The following is a 21,594-nucleotide window of genomic DNA, read 5'->3' as shown; positions in this document are numbered from 1 at the left end:
CGTATTTCAGGAGTTATCTATGAAGCCCGCACAGCCATACACGACTGCAGACATGTTATTGAAGCTTGACCCGGTTGGTGACTTTGATTTGTACCAGGATTGCCTGCCACCCATGCTGAGATTGCAAGCCAATCTGTTTGGCGAACGCATACCGACTGAGGCAGAAGAGGCGGCAGCACTGGATACTTTTCGTACTTTGTATGGTATGGCCAGAAATGGTTTTGACAGGCGCAAGACAGACAGGCGACTGGACCCGGCCAGGCTGGCCAGGGCAGCAAACTACCAGCGCCGTAAGGGTGACGATCGTAATAACGGCATATAACTGCACACCACACACATTACAGCACACAGCAGCACACACAACCCAGAGCCATGAGAATTCAGGATCACCTATGATGAAAGAACAAACGCTGCTCGTTCCGCATGAAGAAGATCCTCTGCTTGCATTTGCGCCAGAAGAACCTGGACTGCAATGGCAAAGGATCATGGGCATGGCTGTGCATGGTGATGCCAACTGGGAACTGGAAATTTGTCGCAAGACTTGCATGACGCTGGCAGAAGCCAAGTCTTTTGCAGCGGCGGATGACCGTATCACTTTTTTCTTTTATGTCAAACATTACGCCATCATGTGCCGTCACCAGGTCTTGCATGCGGGTGATGTGGTGTTTTTTTCTGGCACGCCTGTTCTGGTGGCAGAAGCCGGGGCAGACAGTTTTGAAAAACCTGCTGCACCGGGCAGCCGTTTTAGCATCACCGCCGCGCCGGGCAATCATTGGGTCAGCATACAGGCGCATATGCAGGTGCCTTTTTTGAGCAGTACACAAGCCCATGCTTATCTCTGGCCTTGCCTTCTGCCTGGCCAGGCGCATGGCGCTGAATTGCAAGGTGGCGGTTTGCAGGCTGTGCTTTGTTATTGTCCGCCCCATGAGGTCACCGATGAAGTTTCTGAACACCCGTTTGCGCAAGGGGGTTGGTGGGTGTGCGGGCAATATGTTCATGCGGGTGGAAAACTACAGGCAGAGCAAACCTGCTTTGGTGGCCCGTATATGGCAGTCGCGCCTGGCGACATACTAAGCTGCCGCATTGTCTATGATGCCGCCAATCACAGTTGGCTGCAAACGATTACCAATTGCAGCAACAAGGATAGTGTCATTTTCCCGATGAATGCAAAACAAAAAACCGGGCAGGCGCTTGAGAAAAACATGCTGGGATTTTGCCTGGAAAAATTGCTGCCAGCCCGGCATGAGCACAGTCGGCTTCTGCATCAATGCCTGAGTCTGTTCAATGTCATTGCCAGGCTCACCTATCCGCAAAGTCAGCTGGGGCAAGACCTGAACCAATTGCCCTACATAGACAACGCCAGGCTCAGTGATGACCAGACCTGCCTGCACATAGGGCGCATCGTTTTGTACAACCCCATGATGCATGCAGGGGAGTGAGCAGCTTATGCTGCGCCCTCGCTGGTCGGCGCATTCCAGGTATTGAAGAATGTCTGGAACACTGTGAGCACTTTGTCGATGTCGGCAGCGCTGACATCCAGGTGGGTGACCATGCGCATATGGGGTGTCACCCTGGCCAGAATGCCGTGCTCGCGCAGCAAACCGTCAAGGCCAGCGCAAGCTGCGGCAGGCATGTCGGCATAGACGATATTGGTTTGCGGTGTTTGTACTTTGAGAAGCTCGATTTGGCGCAGGCCATGCGCCAGGCGTTCGGCATGGGCATGGTCTTCTGCCAGGCGTGCCACGTTATGTTCAAGCGCATACTGGGCTGCGGCAGCCAGGCCACCGGCCTGGCGCATGCCACCACCGAGCATCTTGCGCCAGCGTCTTGCTTGCGCGATGAGTGACTTGTCGCCACAGAGTACGGACCCTACTGGCGCGCCCAGTCCTTTGGACAGGCACACCGAGACACTGTCAAAACCCCTGACCGCCTCTCTGGGACTGATGCCGAGCTTGACGATGGCATTGCAGATACGCGCCCCATCCAGGTGAGTAGCCAGGCCACGCTGATGGGCCAGGCTGGTGGCGGCCCGCGTGTATTCCATCGGCAAGACCTTGCCACCTATGGTGTTTTCCAGCGCCAGCAAACGGCTGCGGGCAAAATGAAAATCATCAGGCTTGATGGCGGCGGCAATGTCTTCCAGTGCTATCGTACCATCGGCCTGGTTTTGCAAGGGCTGCGGTTGTATGCTGCCGAGCACGGCGGCACCACCGCCTTCGTATTTATAGGTATGGGCCTCTTGCCCGGCAATATATTCATCGCCGCGCCCGCAATGGCTGAGCAGGGCCAGCAAATTGCTTTGTGTCCCGGAGGGGGCAAACAGGGCGGCCTCGTAGCCAAACAAGTCGGCAGCATAGTCTTGCAGGCGGTTGACGCTGGGGTCATCGCCATAGACATCATCACCCAGGTCGGCAGCCTGCATGGCGGCACGCATGGCCGGGCTGGGACGGGTGACGGTGTCACTGCGCAAATCTATCCAGTTGCTTTGACTTTTTGACATTGGTTTTCCTCTAATCTGGCTAAGTGCATGCATTTTAGCAATTTTCATCTGACAATTTTTAAAAGCAAAAATGCGCCTATCTGTGCAGCATAAACCGCTACACTGTTGCTCTTGTTCATGCTTACCAGATCAACCACTCATGCGCAGTCGCACGGCCAAATTCGCTGCCAGTCTGTTTGTGCTGCTGGGCTTTATCAGCCCGGTGGTGATATCTGGCCTGGTGGATTTTTCGCCTGGCTTGATTGAGTCCGCGGGCAAGCGCTTTGGTGTGGAGGGGCCGCGCCGCCTGGCGCAAATGCAGGTTGCCATCAACAAGATCAAGGCCGCCGCTGGCAAGGACTTTGCCAGGAATGTTGCGCGTTCTAGCGATGGGCAATATGAGATGGCAGTACTGCGGCAAGTGAATGACTTTTATAATCGTGTGCCGTATCTGACAGATCAGGAACACTGGGGTGTCAACGACTATTGGGCTACGCCTGTAGAAATGATTGCTTCATGGGGCGCTGATTGCGAAGACTATGCCGTGGCCAAGTACATGACGCTGAAGGATCTGGGCATACCAGCCGAGCGTTTGCGCATCACTTATGTCAGGGCGACGCGCATAGGTGAAACCCATATGGTACTGGCGTATTATCCCAGCCCGGCGGCAGAACCGTGGATCATGGACAATCTGGAAGATGACATACAGCCCGCCTCAGCCCGGACTGATCTGGTGCCTGTCTACAGTTTCAACGATGATGACTTATGGCTGGCCAGCGGCAATACCCGCAAGGGCGGCGCATCAACGGTGCGCTTGTGGAAGGATTTGATAGAGAAGATGGCCAAGGAAAAACGCATGTGACGGGCTTACGGAAAATTGCTCCAGTTGCGTTGCAGCTTCTGTATTTAACAAGATTCGGTACTAAAGTACTGTCTTCGTCGCTACGGTGTAGTCGGGGTTTCGGACAAGATGTTGTCTGCCGACGTAGCGAACCACCCTTGCAAGGGTGGTTTCCCGAGGCGATAGCCTTGCTGGAACAATTTTCCGTAAGCCCTTTTATGCCTCACTCTACCGCAGCCATGATGACTTTTTCGGGCGCGCCAAAATAGAAGCCCTGCCCGCATTCTATCTGGTCGGCTATCAATAATTGCAGGCTGGCTTCTGTCTCTACATTTTGTGCCACCAGGGATATGCCCAGGGATTGCGCGAATTTGACGATGGCGCGTAAATGGGCGTGGCTGTTTTCGTTCTCAGCCACTTCTTGCACCAGACCGCCATCAAGCTTGATGTAGTCCGGCGGCACTTCGCGGATGAAGTTCAGGGCATGCGGGTCCAGACCAAAATGATCGACGCCAAAGCGTACACCGGCAGTACGCAAGGTGTTGAAAAATTTCCTGGTCACGGCATGGTCCTTGGCGCAGGCAGATTCGCTGATCTCTACTGACAAGCGGGCTGCCAGTTCTGGGGAGTATTTCAGGCGTGCCATTAGCCATTCACAGAATTCCTTGCTTTCCATGGATTGCAGCGAAACATTGACGGCGATACTTTTGTAGCTGCCACGATTTTTTTGCAACAGGTCCAGGATGAGAGTGACCACGGCCTGGTCTATCTCTGGCATCAACTGATGGCGCAAGGCCATGGGCAGGAATTGATTGGCAGGCACCAGATTGCCCTGGCTATCAAGCAGGCGCGAGAATACTTCATGATGCACCAGCTGACGCAATTGCAGACGCATGACAGGCTGGGCAAACAGGACCCAGCGGTTTTCTGCCAGGGCATCGCTGATCATGGTGCGCCAGCCATGTGAACCTGCCATCGCTGCCTCACTGTCTTCCATGTGGGTAAGCGTGATTTGTCCATTGCCGGACTGGCGCATGGTTTCTATGGCCAGGTCGGCATGGGAAAAAATATCACCACGCTGTTGTGCCGGACCAAACACCACGGCACCCGCCGCCAGGCTGACTTGCCGGGTTGCGCGCAGCAGGACTTGATTCAATCTGTATTGCAGGGCATCAATCAACAGGTTCATGGCTGCCTGATCGACATCAATACAAACCAGGGCCATGGAACTGCCACCTATGCGGCCAAGCATATGGCTGTATTTGCTCGCCACTTCCGTCAGCACAGTGGCGACATCGGCCAGCAAGGCATCGCCCTGCTGATAGCCGTAGTGGCGATTGTATTCTTTCAAGCCATCGAATTCGAAAACAAAAATGACGGCGCTTTCAAAGCGCCCGTCTTCTGACAGCAAATGATTAAAGCGCAGGTCAAAACCATGGCGGTTTTCCAGGCCACTGACTTTGTCGATGAAGGCTTCACGTCTGAAATTGTCGGCCCGGCTGATTTCTGCATCCAGCATGCTGGAGATGCGTTCTGTCATATGGTTCATGGCGACGACCACACGTTTTAGCTCACGGGTTTGTGGCACCACTTCTATGCGTTGAAAACGCTTGGCCTGTATGGCGATGGCGACTTCTTCAATTTTTTCAAGCGGGCCGAGTATGATTCTCAACAAGACAACGGTTAAACCCAGGACGACAAGGTACATGGCAAACATCCACAAGGCCATTTCTTTCATCGAACGCCACAGATACTCATAGGCATAAGCCGGATGGCTGATGACGATGAGCTTGCCCAACTGCCGCCAGCCTGATGAGATAAAGGCTTCCCCCGCCGGTGTCTGCAAATCAAACAGCGCGGGCATCCATGTCGGTACATTGTCTTTGCTGCCAGCCAGCTCCTTATTGATGATAACTTTGCCGGCTGGATCAAGAACCACGATTTTCTTATAATAGCCGCGGTCAAACAGGGTGGAGATTTGTATATTGGCCAGGGTCTGGTCGTTTTTGACCAAGGCTTCTTCCAGTGGCCGCGACAAGGCCGTGGCGGCATCCTGTGCGTGCGAGGCCAGTTGCTGTTGCAGATAATCCCGTGTGGTCAGCACCGACAAAGTCTGCAAGCCAAGGAACACGGCAAAAAAGATAATGGATATGGCAAGCAGGAGTTGTCGTCTCAGTGTCATAGCGTCTCTTTGTATGTTTTCATTCCCTGACTCTGCCTCTGTTTGTATTAAGACTTGCGTAAAACCACCCCGACTGCCTTGCAGCGTCTCTCACAGGAGCCGCGACTAAAGAATTGTCTCGTCACTAGCACCACAATGGGGCCATGTTGGGTAAGTCTATTTAATTGCAGTGTTTTACTTGCCCATGGTGACTTTAACAAGAAAATAGGTTTTATCGCTTATTTCTTCTACTTTATTTCAAGTTTTACTTAAAATCGTGTTTAGGGTGAGTTTTCACCGGGTTTTATTTCTTTCAATGTATTTTAATAAATTTCATATGTCCAATACCGATATTTTGCGCACCAGGATCAATCTGGAGACGGCGGCTTACCCATGGAGTGAATTATTGCGCCACTTTGCCAGCGGTGCAGTACTGGTGGTCCAGCCAGGGCTGGATCTGGTGGAGGTGGCCTTACTGATGGCGCAAGATCATGCAGATGAAATTGCTGCCTTGCTTGGAGAAGGTTACCTGGCCAAGGTCAGCGATGAACAAGCCCAGGCCTGGCTGGAACAGGACGCGCAGCACTGGACCGTAGTCGTCAAGCCCTGGATACTGGTACAGGAACGGTAGCATAAGGAGCAAGCGAGCTTCCTCAACGCCCTTGAACTTTTCACAAGCCCCATTGGTCAGAACCAGAGATTTCGCTTTGGAAAGCCAAGATGCACTTTTCACTGACACCGGCTAACAAACCAGGTCGCCCGCTCTTGGCGATCATGTTGGTTATTGTTGCTCATATTCTTTTCTGGCAATTATTGCACCAGCAAAACGGTATTCCACGTCATGCAAGTGATAATCCTGTGGTGCATTATCTGCAATTTTTACAGATAGTGCCGCCACCGCCAGTTCTTGAAACCCAGCCAACTGCCCCGCCGCAGGTGAAGCCTGAACGCGCACTGCCAAACACGGTGAGCAAGCGTCAGCGCACGACCACGGCAATGTCAGTACAGCCGCCTGCGACAGCAGATGTGATCAGCCCGCCGGCGCCACCAACAATCAGTGAACAACCAGTCGCCAGGCAAGGGCTGGACCTGGACGCTTTGCGTAGCTCTGCCCTGGCGATAGAAAAACAGCGCAAACCCACAGAAATCGAACAAATACAGGCCAGCCACCGACAGGCTGAGAGCCTGGAAAAGCGCCTTGCTGAAGGCACGAAAAGAGCAGAAAAGAAGGAATGCCTCAAGGCGTATTCCGGCATAGGTTTGCTGGCTGTCATCCCATTGGCAGTCAGCACCGTTGTGGATACTGGATGCAAATGGTAATGCTGTTACCAGCTCGGCTATAATGCCGGATTCCACAATGTGAACAAAGCTGGCACGGAAAGACCAAGGCTATCTTGCTTGGACAGGGCATGGGGAAGAATTACCAGCTCCCCATTAATCATGCTGCTCTTTTGTGTTGTTGATTTGTTGTTGACATATTGACGCCTGTTGCATATTTAATATCAACACGACAATTTTCATTTTTTACCTGGACCATTCATGAAAAAAACTTCTTACCTGTTCGCCGCCATGCTGATGGCAGCACTTGGATCTGGCTTCTCTCCCGTGACTGTGAATACCGCTCTGGCACAAGAAGCGGCTGATCCTGCAAAGCAGCCAACTGTACGCGCAGAAATGGGCAAGCCAATCAATGAAGTCATGGAGTTGGTGACTGCCAAGCAATTTTCACAGGCACTGGAAAAGCTGGTCGTTCTGGAAGCAATGGAGAAAAAAACTCCTTTTGAAAATTTTGCACTGAATCGCATACGTGCAGTCATTGGTTCCAGTACCAATGACTCTGCCATGATGGTCAAGGCAATGGATGCCATGATTGCCACAGAATTCTTGAAAGAGTCCGAAAAACAGCATTTCATGGAAGCAGTTGCCGGTACTTTGTTCAATGAAAAGAAGTATGCACAGTCACGTGAATGGGCGAACCGCAAACTGGCGAAAGACCCAGGCAATCCAGGCATGACCAATCTGGTCGCCCGCACCTATTACCTGGAAAACGATTACGCCAATACCATCAAGGTATTGAATGCGCAAGTTGCAGAAGATGAGAAAGCTCAGCGCAAGTCTACAGAAGAGAATTTGCGCTTACTGACCAGCAGCTATCAACAACTGAAAGACTGGGATGGTTATACAGTGGCACTGGAACGCATGGTGGCACATTACCCAAAACCAGAATTCTGGGCTGACCTGCTGTATCGCGTCACCAAGAAGCCCGGTTTTTCTGATCGCTTGCTGCTGGACTACTATCGCCTGCTGATCGTCACTGACAAATTTGAAGATGGCGCTCAGTTTGTCGATATGGCAGAACTGGCCTTGTTGTCAGGCTTGCCAGTCGAAGCCAAAACCGCAATTGATGCAGGTTATGCTGCAAACCTGCTGGGTGCCGGCAAGGAAGCCACCAAACACAAGCAATTGCGCGATCGCGTCAATAAGCAGGCAGCTGATGACGTCAAGAATCTGGATGCAGGCGAAGCAGCCGCAAAAAATGCCAAGACTGGTATCGGTATGGTCAACATTGGTTACAACTATGTGATCAACGGCCAGTACGACAAGGGCTTGGCCTTACTGGAACAAGGTATCGCAAAAGGTGGCTTGAAATCCCCAGATGAAGCAAAACTGCATCTGGGCATGGCGTACCTGAAAGCGGGCAAGCGCGACAAAGCCGTTGAAACCCTGAAATCAGTACAAGGCCGTGATGGTTCTGCTGACCTGGCGCGTTTGTGGTTGCTGGTCCCTGCTGATAAATTCGCACCTGCGGCAAAATAAACTGGCTGATAGCTCATCAGTGCAAAGATTTACGCCACCTGCGGGTGGCGTAAATCTTTGCCTCTGCATTAAAGATGCAACGGGATAAAAAAAGGCTGTTTTGCGCAATGCAAAACAGCCTGTCAAGTTCAGGACCGCAAGCTCTGATTACGGTACTGACGGTACTCCTTTGGATACTCTTACTGCCCCGGCCTCAATGAAAAGCCGGGCAAAAACTTTCAAACACCATCATGAATCGAATCAAGAATCGAATCAAGAGTGGTAAGCAGACTCACCATGGCTGGTGATGTCCAGACCTTCACGTTCTTCATCTTCCGGCACACGCAGACCTACCACCAGATCAACCAACTTGTATGCCACGAAGGACACCACGCCTGACCAGATGATGGTTGTGCCTACCGCTGTTGCCTGCGTCATGACCTGGCCGAAAATGTCGTAGGGATCAGCCGACATTTTGTTGGTGACGTAGTCGAATATACCCTGACCACCAAGGGATGGTGCAGCAAATACACCTGTCAACAAGGCACCGAGGATACCGCCCACGCCATGCACACCGAAGACGTCGAGGGAATCATCCGCCCCCAGCAAACGCTTGAGGCCATTCACACCCCACAGGCAGATGATACCTGCCAGCAAGCCGATGATCAGGGCGCCCATGGGGCCGACGAAGCCGCAAGCAGGAGTAATTGCTACCAGACCAGCTACCGCACCGGATGCACCACCCAACATGGAAGGTTTGCCTTTCGACATCCACTCACCAAATACCCATGACACAGTAGCTGCCGCCGTTGCCAGCAATGTATTGATGAAGGCCAGTGCGGCAATATCACCTGCTTCCAGAGCAGAACCGGCATTGAAACCAAACCAGCCCACCCACAACAGGGACGCACCTATCATCGTCATCGTCAGGGAGTGCGGTGCCATGGATTCTTTACCGTAGCCCACGCGTTTGCCGATCAGGTAAGCACCCACCAGGCCAGCCACCGCTGCATTGATGTGTACGACAGTACCACCAGCGAAGTCGAGCGCGCCTTTTTGGAACAGGAAACCAGCCTTGGCAGACTCGGTTGCCAGCGTTGCTGCATCCTTGATCGCATCAGGACCAGTCCAGAACCAGACCATATGAGCAACAGGCAGGTAGCTGAAAGTGAACCACAGAACTACAAACAAGAGTACGGCAGTGAACTTGGCACGTTCTGCAAATGCGCCGATAATCAGGCCGCAAGTGATGGCTGCAAATGTCGCCTGGAAGGCCACGTAGATAAACTCAGGAATCACCACGCCTTTGCTGAAGGTTGCTGCCACACTGAAACTGGCCTTGGCCGGATCCCAGATACCATTCAGGAACATGCGGTCAAACGAACCGATGAACTTGCTGCCTTCAGTAAAGGCCAGCGAGTAACCATAGATACACCACAATACAATAATCACGGCAAAGATCATGAAGACTTGCATGAGTATCGACAGCATGTTTTTGGAGCGCACCAGACCACCATAGAACAAGGCCAGGCCAGGTATGGTCATCAAGATAACCAGCAAGGTGGCAACCATCATCCAGGCGGTGTCGCCTTTATTGGGTGTAGGTGCCGGTGCTGGCGCTGCGGCACTGGCAGCAGCAGGTTCTGCTGCTGCGGCTGGAGCAGATGCCGGGGTGACTACCGCTACAGCAGCCGCTGGTGCGGATGCAGTCGCCACTGCGGCCGAGGCTGCCACAGGCTCAGCTTTGGCTGACGCGTCCTGGGCTGATGCCACAGAGGTAAAACCAACAGTGACCATCAAGGCCGCCCCTGCCAGTATGTTCTTCAACAGTTTTTTCATGTGAACTCCCTGGTAGGCTATCAGAGTGCGTCGTTGCCGGTTTCACCGGTACGAATACGCACTACTTGTTGCAAGTCATAGACAAAGATCTTGCCGTCACCAATCTTGCCGGTGCGGGCCGCAGTTTCTATCGCTTCAATGGCACGGTCAACGATCGCATCATCCACCGCTGCTTCGATCTTTGTTTTCGGCAAAAAATCGACCACATATTCAGCACCACGATACAACTCGGTATGACCTTTCTGACGGCCAAAGCCCTTGACTTCAGTCACGGTAATCCCTTGCACACCGATGGCAGACAAGGCTTCGCGTACTTCATCGAGCTTGAAGGGTTTGATAATTGCTGTAATCAGTTTCATGCTGACCTCGGATAATTAAAATGTTTTAACTGCAGACAGCAGCAAAGTCGTCTTGCCAGTGAATTTGCCGCTCGGTGTCACATACAGTTTGCTCTCGGCATTGGTGCCCAGGGCTGCAAGGCCAAAATTGACGCCAAAGAATTCTTTGGTCACACCGATTTTCCAGTCGGAATAAGAATAGGCACCATTGTTCTTGACGGTCTGGCGGCCTACATGCAACGCCAGGTTATAACCGTCTGGCAGTTCCACATTCGCGCCCAGATCCAGATAGCCGCTATTTTTACTATCGACAAAGCCGAACAGATTAGTCACAGAATGCGAATACTTGGCATAGAAAGGTCCCATGCCTACCTGACCATAGATTTCTGTGGTGTTGGCATCCGCAAAACCTGGTACCTTGTTCAAGCCATTGGATGGATAAACATAGGTCAATACACCAACGTCATACGAAACATCCTTGACGATCTCGCCTTTTTTTCCGGCATAGATATCCCATTCAATATCTCCGCTACCACCGGCATCCTTGGTCCACTTGATCGTGGAGAGCCAGGTTCCAGCGTAGAAGCCGCTAGGGTTATGCACGTAGTCAGCACCACCCTGCAAAGCCGGATCAAGGCGCGATTGTGAAATGGCGCGATAACGGTATTCACTGACGGCGCCAATATTGAAGCTGACTTCATTGTCTGGCTTGGCATCTGCTGCGTGGACAAAACCACTCAGGAATGTTGTGGCTACAGCAGCGGCGATTACTAATTTTTTCATTGCGCTTCCCCCTATTGAATTAAGATTTGATTTGATTGAAACCGGGACAGCATCCACTTTTTGCGCATCAGTGACTTCTTAAGGTCATGAATTACATCTGAAGGACACTTAAATTCTTCTTTCCCTTACCTGTTAGCAGGAGTCGTGCCAACCATGAACATCTATTCATTTAACCTGGTATAAGCTGTCGTAGATCGCTGTATACATACGCATACAGTCAGACAAGCTAAGGCTACGGCCCAGTATTAATATTGCAGCGCAATACCAGTGGCTGCCTGGGTAAGATGCGCTATCATTGCTCCATAGGTAAAATTGCAAGCGAATAATCAAGTTTGCGCACCAATAAAGAGCAGTATCAGATTTTGCACAAATAAGTGGCAGAACCTAATTTGCACCATAAGCGTGCAACTACAAAATAGAGGATAAATATGGATAAGCAAAATTTCTTTAATGACATGCAAGTCAAAATCAGCCAGGCACTGGAAAACTCACCCGCCAAAGATATCGAAAAAAATGTCAAAGCCATGATGAGCCAGGGCTTTTCCAAGCTGGACCTGGTAACGCGCGAAGAATTTGATATACAAGCACAAGTCCTGGCCAAGACCCGCGCCAAACTGGAAGCCCTGGAAGCCAGGGTAGCCGCTCTGGAAGCACCGCAAAAAGACGCTTAAGTAGTACGCATGTCATTAGCCGTCCTCAAAAGCCGCGCCTTGAATGGCATGGATGCACCGCAGGTCACGGTGGAAGTGCATCTGGCAAATGGCCTGCCCGCTTTCACTATCGTTGGACTTCCTGAAACCGAGGTCAAGGAATCCAAGGACAGGGTCAGGGCTGCCTTGCAAAATGCCAGGTTTGAATTCCCGGCCAAGCGCATTACCGTGAATCTGGCCCCGGCTGATTTGCCCAAGGAATCTGGCCGCTTTGATTTACCTATCGCCCTGGGCATTTTGGCGGCATCCGGGCAAATACCGGCAGATGCGCTTGAGCAGTATGAATTTGCCGGTGAATTGTCACTGTCTGGCGAATTGCGCCCGATACGCGGTGCCCTGGCCATGACTTTTGCAATTTGCAAAAGCCAGCAGCATTCACAACAGGAACCTGCCTTCATCTTGCCGCGAGCCAATGCCGATGAAGCTGCCCTGGTCAGCGAGGCCGCCATTTATCCGGCAGATTCGCTGTTACAAGTATGTGCCCACTTCGCTGGCGTAGATGCTGAACAAAAACTGGTGCGCCACAAGCCAGCATCGCAAGCGGCCCGTCCGCATTATGCTGACTTTGCCGAAGTCAAAGGCCAGATCCAGGCCAAACGCGCACTGGAAGTGGCAGCGGCAGGCTCGCATTCCGTGATATTAATCGGGCCTCCAGGTACCGGAAAATCCATGCTGGCCGCCCGCTTCCCTGGCATTTTGCCCACCATGACCGACCAGGAAGCACTGGAATCAGCAGCCGTACAATCACTTACTTCCGGCTTTTCCATAGAGAAGTGGAAGCTACGACCTTACCGCTCACCTCATCACACAGCTTCTGCGGTGGCTCTGGTGGGTGGTGGAGGCACGCCAAGGCCAGGCGAAATTTCCCTGGCACATAGAGGTGTCCTGTTCCTCGACGAATTGCCAGAATTTGACCGCAAAGTTCTGGAGGTGTTACGTGAACCGCTGGAATCGGGTCACATTACCATCTCACGGGCGGCAAGGCAGGCTGATTTCCCGGCGCGCTTCCAGCTAATTGCTGCGATGAATCCCTGTCCTTGCGGCTATTTTGGTCACTCCAATGGCAAATGCCGCTGCACACCAGACATTATCGCCCGCTATCAGGACAAGATATCCGGCCCTTTGCTGGACCGCATAGACATGCAGATACAGGTGGGGGCCTTGCCACATACCGATTTGCTCAAGCAGGCCGATGGTGAACGCAGCACCGCTATCCATGCGCGAGTAGAAGCTGCCTTTGAGCGGCAACAGCAGCGTCAGGGCAAGGCGAACAATCTCTTGTCCACGACTGAAATTGATCTGCACTGCAAACCGGATGAACAGGCAGGGCTGCTCTTGCGCAATGCCATGAACAAGCTCAACTGGTCAGCCCGTGCCTACCATCGCGTATTAAAAGTCGCCCGTACCATAGCTGACCTGGCTGGTTCAGCACACATAGCGACGCCACACGTGGCGGAAGCCATACAGTACAGGCGGGCGCTCAGAGACCAGTGAAGACACTTGCTGTTTTTTTAGCTTGGAAGCAGTTACATAGTTTTTCCTCACTGTTACAGCACGTTACGAAAATTTCGCAAAATAAGCCTAAACTTGCTATCACAATCCACTGTCAGAAACCTTCTAGACAGATACACAAGTGAGGGCGAGCATGAAAATTCAATCCAAGCTGCAGCAAGTGCTGGGTGCCAGCCTGCTGGTCTTGCTGGCAGCATGCAGCAACCTACCCCAGCAACATGCAGATAACAGCAGCCAGCCAGGCAAGACGCTGGCACAGGCTGCGCTAGTGCCAGAGCAATTGCTGAACCGTTTGACCTGGGGTAGCAATCCCTCCAGCCTGCAGGTCTTGCAAGCCGTTGGCCCAGACCGCTACCTGGACCAGCAATTGCGCGCGCGTAGTACCGTCTTGCCACCAGCGATACAAAGCCAGATTGATGCGATGACCATTTCGCGCCAGCCATTGCCTGAACTCATGCGTGACCTTGAAGCTCGCCGCCTTGCCTCTGAGCAGCAAAAAGGCACAGATGACACGCTACGCAAGGAATATCAGCAAGAATTGACACGCCTGGCCAGGGAAGCGTCTACCCGCGCACTTTTGCGTGACATTTATTCGCCGAATCAGTTGCAGGAGCAAATGAGCTGGTTCTGGATGAATCACTTCAATATCCATAATGGCAAAGCCAATGTACGTGCCATGCTGGGAGATTTTGAAGAACACGCAATACGCCCATATGCCCTGGGCAATTTCCGTGACTTGCTGCGTGCCACTGTGACGCACCCTGCCATGCTCAGGTATCTGGATAATGAACATAATGCAGCCAACCGCATCAATGAGAACTATGCGCGTGAGTTGATGGAATTACATACCATGGGGGTGAATGGCGGCTATAGCCAGAAAGATGTACAGGAACTGGCAAGGGTGCTGACCGGCGTGGGCATTAATTTGAGCAAGGATGCGCCGCGCATGAAGCCTGAGCTGGAGAAAATTTATCTCAGGCAAGGCTTGTTTGAATTCAACCCGCAACGTCATGATTTTGGTGACAAGCTGGTGTTGGGCAAGACCATCAAGGGCCGAGGTATGGCCGAACTCGATGAGGTGCTGGTACTGCTGTCCCGACAACCGGCTACAGCCAGTTTTGTCAGCCAGAAGCTGGCGACTTTTTTTGTCTCTGATACGCCCTCAAAAGACCTGACCGATAAAATGGCGCAGCGTTTCCTGCAAACCGATGGCGATATCGCAGCCACTTTGCGTACCATGTTTAATAGCCAGGAATTTATTGCTTCGCTGGGAAAAAAATTCAAAGATCCGTTGCACTTTATGCTGGCTTCGGTACGCCTGGCGTATGACGGCAATACCATTGTCAATACCGGCCCCATGCTGAACTGGCTGAACATGATGGGCCAGCAATTGAATGGTCGCCAGACACCGGATGGTTATGCACTCAATGAAAGTTCATGGGCCAGTTCTGGTCAGATGACGGTGCGCTTTGATATTGCCCGGTCAATTGCGGGTGGCAACCCGGCCCTGTTTCGGGCGGAGAATCAAACTCCACAAGCTGCGCAAGCCATGCAAGGCATGCAAACTTCCGTGCCAGCGCAGACTACACCCGCAACATTGCCAGGCACACAAGAAAAGCCGCAGCCACCTGCACTGGCTGCATCGCCCTATGTAAAAAAATGGAGTACACAATTCAGCCCTGCTACCCAGACCGTCTTGAATCAAACACGCACGCCACAGGAATGGAACACTTTGTTCCTGGCCTCGCCTGAAATGATGCGTCGCTAACTGAACGTCTGCCAATTATTACGGAAAGGTCTACCATGAACCGTAGAGACTTATTGAAAGCAATGGCCCTGCTGCCATCGTCTGCCTTGCTGGGAATGAGCAGCCAGGTGATGGCGGCACCAGCCACTCAAAATCGTTTGCTGCTGGTGTTTTTGCGCGGCGGCTATGATGCCAGCAATTTACTGGTGCCTACTTACAGCAACTTCTATTATGAAACCAGGCCAAATATTGCCATTGCCAGACCGGGTTCCATACCGGATGCGGCACTGGCACTGAATGCAGACTGGGGCCTTCATCCGGCCTTGCGTGACACGATTTATCCCATGTTCCAGCAGGGTGAAGCAGCATTCATCCCCTTTGCTGGAACAGATGATTTATCGCGTAGCCATTTTGAAACCCAGGACAGTATAGAAATGGGCCAGCCCCTGAATGCCAGCCGGGATTTCCATTCTGGTTTCTTGAATCGCCTGGCGAAAGTGTTGGGGAATAACGGCAAAGTCAGTGCCATGTCCTTTACTGACCAGTTACCACTGGCCATGCAGGGCCAGGCCCACATTGCCAACACCGCATTGCGCAATGTCAGCAAGGCCAATGTTGATCAGCGCCAGCGTGAGTTGATCATGCAAATGTATGCCAATACAAATCTGTCGCAAGCCGTCAAGGATGGCTTTGCCATGCGCGATGAAGTGGCGCGTGAAATGGCAGAAGAAATGAATAGTGCCAATCGCAATGCGATCTCGACCAAAGGTTTTGAGCTGGAAGCCCAACGTATCGCCAAACTCATGCGCGATAAATACGCACTGGGTTTTATTGATGTCGGTGGCTGGGACACACATGTTAACCAGGGCGGGGCAACAGGCACACTGGCCGTCAAGTTTGAAGAACTCGGTCGCGGGCTGGCCGCTTATCGTACTGAAATGGGCAGTGCCTGGCGCAATACCACGGTGGTGGTGATCAGTGAATTTGGCCGTACCTTTCGCGAAAATGGCAAACGCGGTACTGACCATGGCCATGGCACGGTGTACTGGGTCTTGGGTGGCGGTATAAAAGGCGGGCAAATCGTCGGGGAACAAATTGCGCTGGAAGCTGGCAAATTATTCCAGAACCGTGACTACCCGGTGCTGAACGAATATCGCGCAGTGCTCGGTGGCTTGTTCAGCCGTCTATATGGTTTGAATGCTGGCGAGGTAGAACAGGTGTTTGCTGGTGTCAAAGCACGTGATCTGGCCTTGCTGTAATCGCTTCCAGACCAGTCTGGCCTTCCCGGTGCAAAGGCAGGTCTATATAGAAATGTGTACCTGGTTGCGCCGGATCTTCACTCATATAATAACCAATGTCGCCATGCATTTGCCGGATGATGGCCTGCGATATTGCCAAACCCAGGCCAGTACCACCTTTGGCACGTGTGTCTGAAGAATCTGCCTGGGAAAACTTCTGGAACAGACGTTCACGGAAACTTTCCGGTATGCCTGTGCCCTGATCGATCACTTCTACACGCACCATGTTTTCGTCCCTGACCGCGCTGATAACCCTGACGGTCTCCCCTCCGGGCGTATACTTGCAGGCATTCGACAAGAGATTAGCCATGACTTGCTGGAAACGTCCGGCATCGACCATGACTTCTGTCTGATCTGCCAGTTTGCCCATCGCGATTTCAGTATCCATGCTTTGCGCGAAAGCCTGATTATTATTCACTGCCGTCTGCAAGAGGCTTTGCAAATTCAGTCGCTCAAAAACAAAATCCATCTTGCCGGCTTCTATTTTTTGAATATCCAGCAAGTCATTGATGAGGCGGGTCAGGCTTTCACTATTCTTGTGCGCCATGCCCAGCAGGGCAGAGATTTTTTCCGGCACCAGGCCCATGGCCCCGCCGACCACCAGCCCCAGGGCACCACGGATGGCTGTCAATGGCGTGCGCAATTCGTGGCTGACGGTGGAGATGAATTCACTCTTCATGCGTTCCATCCTGCGCCGCTCTGAAATATCGCGCACGATGACGATAAGTTTGCGCCTTCCAGCATGATAATACTCGGTAATCGCCAGCTCTGCGGGGAACAGGCTGCCATCCTTGCGCATGCGCTCGGCCTCAGTGCGCAGGCAACCGGTTTCCAGAAACTCCCTGCGGCTCATGGCCAGCCCCAGCAAATCGGGTTGTCCTGGCGGGGAGAAAAATTTACCATTCTTGCCCACCACTTCATTGGCTGGATGACCATAAATGGCCACGGCAGCCGGATTCAGTGCCTCAATCTTGCCAGTGTCATCGATCATGATGATGCCGTCCGCCGCGTTCTGGAAAATGGCCTGCAGTCTGTCTGAAGAATCTTTCAAAGCGATCTGCTGCTCCGTCAGGTTTTTCAGCAAGTGGGCCTGATTGCGGTTGATGACTTCTGCCTGTTGCTTGAGCTCAGTGGTCACCAGCAAATCCTGCTCTCGTCTTTCCAGCAAATTAACCAACACGCTAAAAGCCGCCACGATAGCAAGGATACCACTCATGGCGATAACGACGATGCCGGTACTGATTTTGCGCCAGTCAGCCAGATACAAGTCTTCATCCACAGAAAAATTGACGATCAGCGGGTATTTTTCCAGCGACTGTATGGCGGCCATGCGGGTGATTTGTTTGCCACCCTCGGCCATGCGCGGATTATTGCCAATGATGACGCCTGATTTTTTATTGTGCCTGTGCACCAGTTCATAGGTGCTTCCTGTCAGGTTACGCTTGCCCATGACATCGCCGCGTTCTGGCCAGCGTGCCAAATAAGTGAAATCATTGCGCAGTAAGCCTATAGAGGCATGGCCGTCGGCACTGAGTTTTTCATAAAACTGAGAATAAAACGAGGGAGACATACCTAGTATGACGACGCCAATGAACTCCCCGTCACTGCCTGTCAGCCTGTGGCTGAGGAAAAACATCCATTTCCCCGTGGTCTTACTGCGCACGGAAGAGCTCAGGTAAATACCTTGTACTGGATTATCGCGTTGCGCAATGAAGTAGTCGCGGTCTGCCAGGCTGTAGGTAGGCGCGGGAAAATTACGCGATGTATTAATGACATTGCCATCGACATCGAGCACGGAAATCACTTCTACAGCAGGTGACAGCGAAGCCTTTTCTCGCAGGAACTGATGAAAATCATGCGTAGATAATTTACCACTCAGGTATTCGGCGCTGACACTCCAGCGGTCTTGTATGCGCTCGGCAATGCTGTCGAGTGCCGTGTAGGCAAAGTCCATTTGCTGGCTGACGGTTTCGGCCAGCACGATGCTGAAGGTTTCAGTCTGCTTTTCCCACTTGCCAATTTCCTGGATACGCAGCATCCAGATCGCCGTCGCGGCACCGACGATAATGGCCAGCACCAGGCTGGCTGCCAGCGCAATAGCTAAACGACTGGTAGGCAATCCTGCTGGCTTCATTTCATTTGGTCCGGTCTTGCTCAAAGCTCATCCTTGTGCTCAAGTCTGGCAAGTTGATTGCAACTGCATGTCGCCCGAATTTAAAGTCGTATTGTCAGATATAGCAAACTTACCAGAATGATAAAGTAAAGCAAACTAAAACACATTCTATCCTAGCGTTGGCCAACTAGGAAAAATCGAAAGAATTACTCTGAAGACAGCAAGTTTGCAGACGATTTACCACGCTTTCATGGAAGTAACTATTTATTTCTATCAAAAATACCGGGGGGATGTTACGGTTTTATACAGCTAAGTGAGTGTCCATGTGACGACAAGCTTGCCATCAATTAGTAACCAAGCTAAAACAGAAAGGGAGCAAACAAAATGAGTAAAAGCGTTTTGGTCAAAGGTTTGGTCATCAGTTTCTTGCTCAGCAGCGCCCCGGCGTGGGCCGAGATAACGTCTTGTGAAACCATTAAAGACAAAGTAGCAGCAAAACTGGAACGCAAAGGAGTCAACAATTACAGCTTGCAAGTCGTTTCCAGGGATACCGAAACCAAGTACAGAGTCGTCGGTAGCTGCGAAGGTGGCAAGAAAAAGATCATTTACAAAAAAGAAAAGGCGAGCAGCAAGGCTGAAGAATAAGCCTGCTACTACACTGCAAAGCGGATCTGCCTGCATGCAAAAATCAGGCAAGATTCGCTTTTCTTTTTGCCGCCTAGAGTCTGGTCACGACCTGTAGAGAGCGGGTGTCAGCGGAGGAGAGGAGCAGCGCAAAAAGCGGAATGTACTTGAGTACATGAGCAATTTGAGCAGCACATGAGCCCCGCGGGTACTCAGGTTGCGCACGCGCAGTAAGATCGTGAACTGGTTCTTACAAGTTCATCAGCATGTAATGAGCCTGTCCAGCATAACTTGCCAATTTGGCTTTTTGCTCCGCACTCAAATCAGTCTGCTCAATAAAACCCAGACCCTGCCAGTATGACCTGGTACTTTGCACTGACACCAGGCAGGCATATTGCCAGCCCTGTCGCCTGGCATGTGCCAGGGCGAATTCAAGCATGGCTCGCGCCAAACCCTTGCCAGTGTGATCCGGTGCAACTGCCATGTCATGCAGATACAGGGCATTGGCAGGCTCAGCTACTTGAAAGTCCTGTCCCAAAGCAGAAATTCGTCCTTTGACCGTAGGATAAGCGGCCAGATAGGCAAGCACCTGACGATCCTGCGCCGCAACCCAGGCGCAATCGGGTGCGGTGGCCAGGCGGGCTGCCAGCAAGGCTGGTGCCTCCACCATCTCAGCCACATAAGCCTTGGCCTGTATCTGATAAACCGCCGCCAGATCCGCTGTCTGCATGGCACGCAGCAACACTGTCATATACAGCTATTTCGTGGCCTTGGCACTGGCGCTGCCTTCTTCGGCACTGGCCGACGCGTCTGGCTTTGCCAGCTCTGGCTTGACGACGTCGATCTTGTTTTCACGCATATAGTCATTCATTTCCTTCCACCCCGCATACACTGCCGCCCTGGCAGCATCGGGATTGAGGGCATAGCAGTCTTCAATGGCGCGGCCAGCGTGGCGGCAGGCACTGCCAGTCGCACGGGCATCCGATTCGCGCGCTGCTGCGTCCTTGGCTGGATCAGGCAGACCCAGGCGGTCGCAGGCAGTCAAGGACGTCAGCATCAGCAAAAAAATCCCGGAAAACTTGGAAAGTGACATCACAGCACCAAAAAAAAATAAGTGAAAACGTTCAGGTAGATCTGTTTATGATAACCCAGTGTGTGGCTGGACAAAATGCCTTGTTGCTCTGGACGGAGATGGAAACACCAGCCTATTTTCCAGGCAAGGGGCGTTCTAGTGCAAAAACAGACGCAATTTGACCAAAGGACTTATCATGTAGCACTTGTCCATGCGTATTGTTGACGGCAAGAAAGCCGTAAACATGAATGCTATTCCGCAATCTTATCGATTCAATTTCCATGAAATCCACCATCCATCGCTTTTTACTGCTTGCCTCTCTGATACTGCTGATTGCATGCAGCCCTAAATTTGACTGGCGCGATGCGCGCGGCAGTAATGCACCGTTCTCCATATTAATGCCGGGCAAACCATTGGGTGACAGCAAGGACATGCAGCTGGAAGGCATCACTGTAAAAATGGACATGCTGGCCGGGGAAGCTGGCGGCATCAGTTTTGCCGTTGGCAGCACCAAAGTAGACGATCCCGGCAAGACCGGGCTGGTCATGGAAGCCATGAAAAAAGGCATGCTCATGAATATTCAGGGAACGCCGGAAACCACCACCAGTAAAGGCGCAGATATGCTGGAAGTGCGTGGCAAATTGCGCAATGGCCAACCCATCGTGATGCTGGCCCGCTTTTTGATACGCGGCCCCTGGGTGTATCAAATTATCATGCTGGGGCAGGAAAAAGACATGAAGCAGGAGGTCATCGACACCTATATGACGTCTTTCAAATCCAACTGAAGCAACAATCTGAAAACAATCTGAAACGACAATCGGCCAATTTGGGATTATTATATGAGTGAGCGCGGCCAGATCAGTGACGCTAGCGCACTTCTGGTGTTTAGCCGCTTTATCTTCGCACATCATAGAAAAATAGGAGACGTGTCCATGCTGATCACATTCAAGTCCAAAGCGGCTACAGAAATAACCATGTACAAAGAGCATGCACGCCGCATCCTGGAACTGCTGCACAAGGATGTGGAGCGCGGCATCATTACCCCTCCCGAATTGCCACAAGCCATACAAAAAATCGAAGCTGCGGTTGCCGAAAGCAAGGCTCACCCAATTTCTGAAGAAGTCAGCCGCGATGTGAACGCCCATCACAATGAAAATGGTGATGATAATGAGCACGAAACACCAGAGCCAGTAAGCTTTGCTACCAGAGCTTTCCCCGTGCTTGAAATGTTGCACGCCGCCCACAAGATGCAGCGCGAAGTCATGTGGGGCGTATAAAACC

At 52.0% G+C, this 21,594-nt stretch carries 21 protein-coding genes; 13 read left to right on the top strand and 8 right to left on the bottom strand.

Going from position 1 to position 21,594, the window contains the following annotated elements:
* Nucleotides 1-19 precede the first annotated feature (19 nt).
* Both H8L47_RS12170 and H8L47_RS12165 read left to right on the top strand, forming a co-directional pair.
* Nucleotides 20-322 (top strand): hypothetical protein, encoded by a 303-nt coding sequence (locus H8L47_RS12170; protein ID WP_186953865.1) that lies wholly within the window; start codon nucleotides 20-22, stop codon nucleotides 320-322.
* Between the two features lie 70 nt (nucleotides 323-392).
* The gene (locus tag H8L47_RS12165; protein ID WP_186953864.1) at nucleotides 393-1,439 is read left to right on the top strand and encodes a hypothetical protein; all 1,047 of its coding nucleotides are present in this window, start codon (nucleotides 393-395) and stop codon (nucleotides 1,437-1,439) included.
* A gap of 5 nt (nucleotides 1,440-1,444) precedes the next feature.
* Here H8L47_RS12165 and ltaE read toward each other — a convergent pair whose 3' ends face one another.
* A complete protein-coding gene (ltaE, locus tag H8L47_RS12160) occupies nucleotides 1,445-2,500 on the bottom strand; it encodes a low-specificity L-threonine aldolase (RefSeq protein ID WP_186953863.1) in 1,056 nt (351 codons plus the stop codon).
* Between the two features lie 139 nt (nucleotides 2,501-2,639).
* On the opposite strand from ltaE, the gene H8L47_RS12155 reads away from it, so the two are divergent.
* Complete coding sequence (locus tag H8L47_RS12155; protein ID WP_186953862.1) at nucleotides 2,640-3,341, top strand: transglutaminase-like cysteine peptidase; 702 nt, start codon at nucleotides 2,640-2,642, stop codon at nucleotides 3,339-3,341.
* A gap of 202 nt (nucleotides 3,342-3,543) precedes the next feature.
* On the opposite strand, the gene H8L47_RS12150 is transcribed toward H8L47_RS12155, so the two are convergent.
* On the bottom strand, nucleotides 3,544-5,502 hold the full coding sequence (locus tag H8L47_RS12150) for a bifunctional diguanylate cyclase/phosphodiesterase (protein WP_186953861.1): 1,959 nt from the start codon (nucleotides 5,500-5,502) through the stop codon (nucleotides 3,544-3,546).
* A 316-nt stretch (nucleotides 5,503-5,818) separates the two neighbouring features.
* Between H8L47_RS12150 and H8L47_RS12145 the strand changes: the two genes are divergently transcribed.
* The 3 genes from H8L47_RS12145 to H8L47_RS12135 all read left to right on the top strand — a co-directional run bounded on the left by H8L47_RS12145 (nucleotide 5,819) and on the right by H8L47_RS12135 (nucleotide 8,298).
* Nucleotides 5,819-6,112: a DUF2288 domain-containing protein gene (locus H8L47_RS12145; RefSeq protein WP_186953860.1), complete on the top strand. Its 294-nt coding sequence runs from the start codon at nucleotides 5,819-5,821 to the stop codon at nucleotides 6,110-6,112.
* Nucleotides 6,113-6,201: 89 nt separating this feature from the next.
* Nucleotides 6,202-6,801, top strand: coding sequence for a hypothetical protein (locus H8L47_RS12140; protein WP_186953859.1), 600 nt, complete (start codon nucleotides 6,202-6,204; stop codon nucleotides 6,799-6,801).
* A 219-nt stretch (nucleotides 6,802-7,020) separates the two neighbouring features.
* Nucleotides 7,021-8,298: a tetratricopeptide repeat protein gene (locus H8L47_RS12135; protein ID WP_186953858.1), complete on the top strand. Its 1,278-nt coding sequence runs from the start codon at nucleotides 7,021-7,023 to the stop codon at nucleotides 8,296-8,298.
* Nucleotides 8,299-8,550: 252 nt separating this feature from the next.
* Here the strand turns inward: H8L47_RS12135 and H8L47_RS12130 are convergent, their stop codons facing one another.
* Genes H8L47_RS12130 through H8L47_RS12120 form a run of 3 tightly spaced genes read right to left on the bottom strand, consistent with a single transcriptional unit; the run spans nucleotide 8,551 to nucleotide 11,237 of the window.
* A complete protein-coding gene (locus H8L47_RS12130; RefSeq protein ID WP_186953857.1) occupies nucleotides 8,551-10,116 on the bottom strand; it encodes an ammonium transporter in 1,566 nt (521 codons plus the stop codon).
* A 20-nt stretch (nucleotides 10,117-10,136) separates the two neighbouring features.
* Nucleotides 10,137-10,475, bottom strand: a complete 339-nt coding sequence (locus H8L47_RS12125) for a P-II family nitrogen regulator (RefSeq protein WP_186953856.1) — start codon at nucleotides 10,473-10,475, stop codon at nucleotides 10,137-10,139.
* A 15-nt stretch (nucleotides 10,476-10,490) separates the two neighbouring features.
* Nucleotides 10,491-11,237, bottom strand: coding sequence for a TorF family putative porin (locus H8L47_RS12120; RefSeq protein WP_186953855.1), 747 nt, complete (start codon nucleotides 11,235-11,237; stop codon nucleotides 10,491-10,493).
* Between the two features lie 428 nt (nucleotides 11,238-11,665).
* Here H8L47_RS12120 and H8L47_RS12115 point away from each other — a divergent pair, with 428 nt between their 5' ends.
* From H8L47_RS12115 to H8L47_RS12100, 4 genes are all read left to right on the top strand, one after another.
* On the top strand, nucleotides 11,666-11,908 hold the full coding sequence (locus H8L47_RS12115; protein ID WP_186953854.1) for an accessory factor UbiK family protein: 243 nt from the start codon (nucleotides 11,666-11,668) through the stop codon (nucleotides 11,906-11,908).
* Between the two features lie 9 nt (nucleotides 11,909-11,917).
* The gene (locus H8L47_RS12110) at nucleotides 11,918-13,441 is read left to right on the top strand and encodes a YifB family Mg chelatase-like AAA ATPase (protein ID WP_186953853.1); all 1,524 of its coding nucleotides are present in this window, start codon (nucleotides 11,918-11,920) and stop codon (nucleotides 13,439-13,441) included.
* Nucleotides 13,442-13,592: 151 nt separating this feature from the next.
* The gene (locus H8L47_RS12105) at nucleotides 13,593-15,227 is read left to right on the top strand and encodes a DUF1800 domain-containing protein (RefSeq protein ID WP_186953852.1); all 1,635 of its coding nucleotides are present in this window, start codon (nucleotides 13,593-13,595) and stop codon (nucleotides 15,225-15,227) included.
* A 35-nt stretch (nucleotides 15,228-15,262) separates the two neighbouring features.
* Nucleotides 15,263-16,465, top strand: a complete 1,203-nt coding sequence (locus H8L47_RS12100) for a DUF1501 domain-containing protein (RefSeq protein ID WP_186953851.1) — start codon at nucleotides 15,263-15,265, stop codon at nucleotides 16,463-16,465.
* On the opposite strand, the gene H8L47_RS12095 is transcribed toward H8L47_RS12100, so the two are convergent.
* Nucleotides 16,437-18,638 (bottom strand): ATP-binding protein, encoded by a 2,202-nt coding sequence (locus H8L47_RS12095; RefSeq protein WP_186953850.1) that lies wholly within the window; start codon nucleotides 18,636-18,638, stop codon nucleotides 16,437-16,439. The two genes, H8L47_RS12100 and H8L47_RS12095, sit on opposite strands and share 29 nt — an antisense overlap.
* 363 nt (nucleotides 18,639-19,001) lie before the next feature.
* On the opposite strand from H8L47_RS12095, the gene H8L47_RS12090 reads away from it, so the two are divergent.
* Entirely contained in the window at nucleotides 19,002-19,262 is a 261-nt protein-coding gene (locus tag H8L47_RS12090; RefSeq protein WP_186953849.1) for a DUF1161 domain-containing protein, read from the top strand.
* Between the two features lie 229 nt (nucleotides 19,263-19,491).
* On the opposite strand, the gene H8L47_RS12085 is transcribed toward H8L47_RS12090, so the two are convergent.
* Together H8L47_RS12085 and H8L47_RS12080 are read right to left on the bottom strand one after the other, a co-directional pair.
* Nucleotides 19,492-19,992: a GNAT family N-acetyltransferase gene (locus H8L47_RS12085; RefSeq protein WP_186953848.1), complete on the bottom strand. Its 501-nt coding sequence runs from the start codon at nucleotides 19,990-19,992 to the stop codon at nucleotides 19,492-19,494.
* Nucleotides 19,993-19,998: 6 nt separating this feature from the next.
* The gene (locus tag H8L47_RS12080) at nucleotides 19,999-20,334 is read right to left on the bottom strand and encodes a hypothetical protein (protein ID WP_186953847.1); all 336 of its coding nucleotides are present in this window, start codon (nucleotides 20,332-20,334) and stop codon (nucleotides 19,999-20,001) included.
* 260 nt (nucleotides 20,335-20,594) lie between these two features.
* Here H8L47_RS12080 and H8L47_RS12075 point away from each other — a divergent pair, with 260 nt between their 5' ends.
* Together H8L47_RS12075 and H8L47_RS12070 are read left to right on the top strand one after the other, a co-directional pair.
* Nucleotides 20,595-21,098 carry a hypothetical protein gene (locus tag H8L47_RS12075; RefSeq protein ID WP_186953846.1) on the top strand — a complete coding sequence of 168 codons (504 nt, stop codon included), beginning with the start codon at nucleotides 20,595-20,597 and terminating at the stop codon, nucleotides 21,096-21,098.
* A 147-nt stretch (nucleotides 21,099-21,245) separates the two neighbouring features.
* Complete coding sequence (locus H8L47_RS12070) at nucleotides 21,246-21,590, top strand: DUF1840 domain-containing protein (protein ID WP_186953845.1); 345 nt, start codon at nucleotides 21,246-21,248, stop codon at nucleotides 21,588-21,590.
* Nucleotides 21,591-21,594: the final 4 nt, after the last annotated feature.

Source organism: Undibacterium umbellatum (assembly GCF_014284125.1).
Lineage (GTDB): Bacteria > Pseudomonadota > Gammaproteobacteria > Burkholderiales > Burkholderiaceae_D > Undibacterium > Undibacterium umbellatum.
Note: the sequence above shows the minus strand (reverse complement) of the source record. Positions and strands in the feature narration are given on the sequence as shown.

Bases quoted from the DNA above. Each gene is read 5' to 3' on its own strand.
- H8L47_RS12135 (WP_186953858.1), top strand. From the start codon at position 7,021: ATGAAAAAAACTTCTTACCTGTTCGCCGCCATGCTGATGGCAGCACTT.
- H8L47_RS12165 (WP_186953864.1), top strand. From the start codon at position 393: ATGATGAAAGAACAAACGCTGCTCGTTCCGCATGAAGAAGATCCTCTG.
- H8L47_RS12085 (WP_186953848.1), bottom strand. From the start codon at position 19,992: ATGACAGTGTTGCTGCGTGCCATGCAGACAGCGGATCTGGCGGCGGTT.
- H8L47_RS12110 (WP_186953853.1), top strand. From the start codon at position 11,918: ATGTCATTAGCCGTCCTCAAAAGCCGCGCCTTGAATGGCATGGATGCA.
- H8L47_RS12075 (WP_186953846.1), top strand. From the start codon at position 20,595: ATGAAATCCACCATCCATCGCTTTTTACTGCTTGCCTCTCTGATACTG.
- H8L47_RS12125 (WP_186953856.1), bottom strand. From the start codon at position 10,475: ATGAAACTGATTACAGCAATTATCAAACCCTTCAAGCTCGATGAAGTA.
- H8L47_RS12105 (WP_186953852.1), top strand. From the start codon at position 13,593: ATGAAAATTCAATCCAAGCTGCAGCAAGTGCTGGGTGCCAGCCTGCTG.
- H8L47_RS12070 (WP_186953845.1), top strand. From the start codon at position 21,246: ATGCTGATCACATTCAAGTCCAAAGCGGCTACAGAAATAACCATGTAC.
- H8L47_RS12090 (WP_186953849.1), top strand. From the start codon at position 19,002: ATGAGTAAAAGCGTTTTGGTCAAAGGTTTGGTCATCAGTTTCTTGCTC.
- H8L47_RS12115 (WP_186953854.1), top strand. From the start codon at position 11,666: ATGGATAAGCAAAATTTCTTTAATGACATGCAAGTCAAAATCAGCCAG.
- H8L47_RS12145 (WP_186953860.1), top strand. From the start codon at position 5,819: ATGTCCAATACCGATATTTTGCGCACCAGGATCAATCTGGAGACGGCG.
- H8L47_RS12120 (WP_186953855.1), bottom strand. From the start codon at position 11,237: ATGAAAAAATTAGTAATCGCCGCTGCTGTAGCCACAACATTCCTGAGT.
- H8L47_RS12140 (WP_186953859.1), top strand. From the start codon at position 6,202: ATGCACTTTTCACTGACACCGGCTAACAAACCAGGTCGCCCGCTCTTG.
- ltaE (WP_186953863.1), bottom strand. From the start codon at position 2,500: ATGTCAAAAAGTCAAAGCAACTGGATAGATTTGCGCAGTGACACCGTC.
- H8L47_RS12170 (WP_186953865.1), top strand. From the start codon at position 20: ATGAAGCCCGCACAGCCATACACGACTGCAGACATGTTATTGAAGCTT.
- H8L47_RS12080 (WP_186953847.1), bottom strand. From the start codon at position 20,334: ATGTCACTTTCCAAGTTTTCCGGGATTTTTTTGCTGATGCTGACGTCC.
- H8L47_RS12150 (WP_186953861.1), bottom strand. From the start codon at position 5,502: ATGACACTGAGACGACAACTCCTGCTTGCCATATCCATTATCTTTTTT.
- H8L47_RS12095 (WP_186953850.1), bottom strand. From the start codon at position 18,638: ATGAAGCCAGCAGGATTGCCTACCAGTCGTTTAGCTATTGCGCTGGCA.
- H8L47_RS12155 (WP_186953862.1), top strand. From the start codon at position 2,640: ATGCGCAGTCGCACGGCCAAATTCGCTGCCAGTCTGTTTGTGCTGCTG.
- H8L47_RS12130 (WP_186953857.1), bottom strand. From the start codon at position 10,116: ATGAAAAAACTGTTGAAGAACATACTGGCAGGGGCGGCCTTGATGGTC.
- H8L47_RS12100 (WP_186953851.1), top strand. From the start codon at position 15,263: ATGAACCGTAGAGACTTATTGAAAGCAATGGCCCTGCTGCCATCGTCT.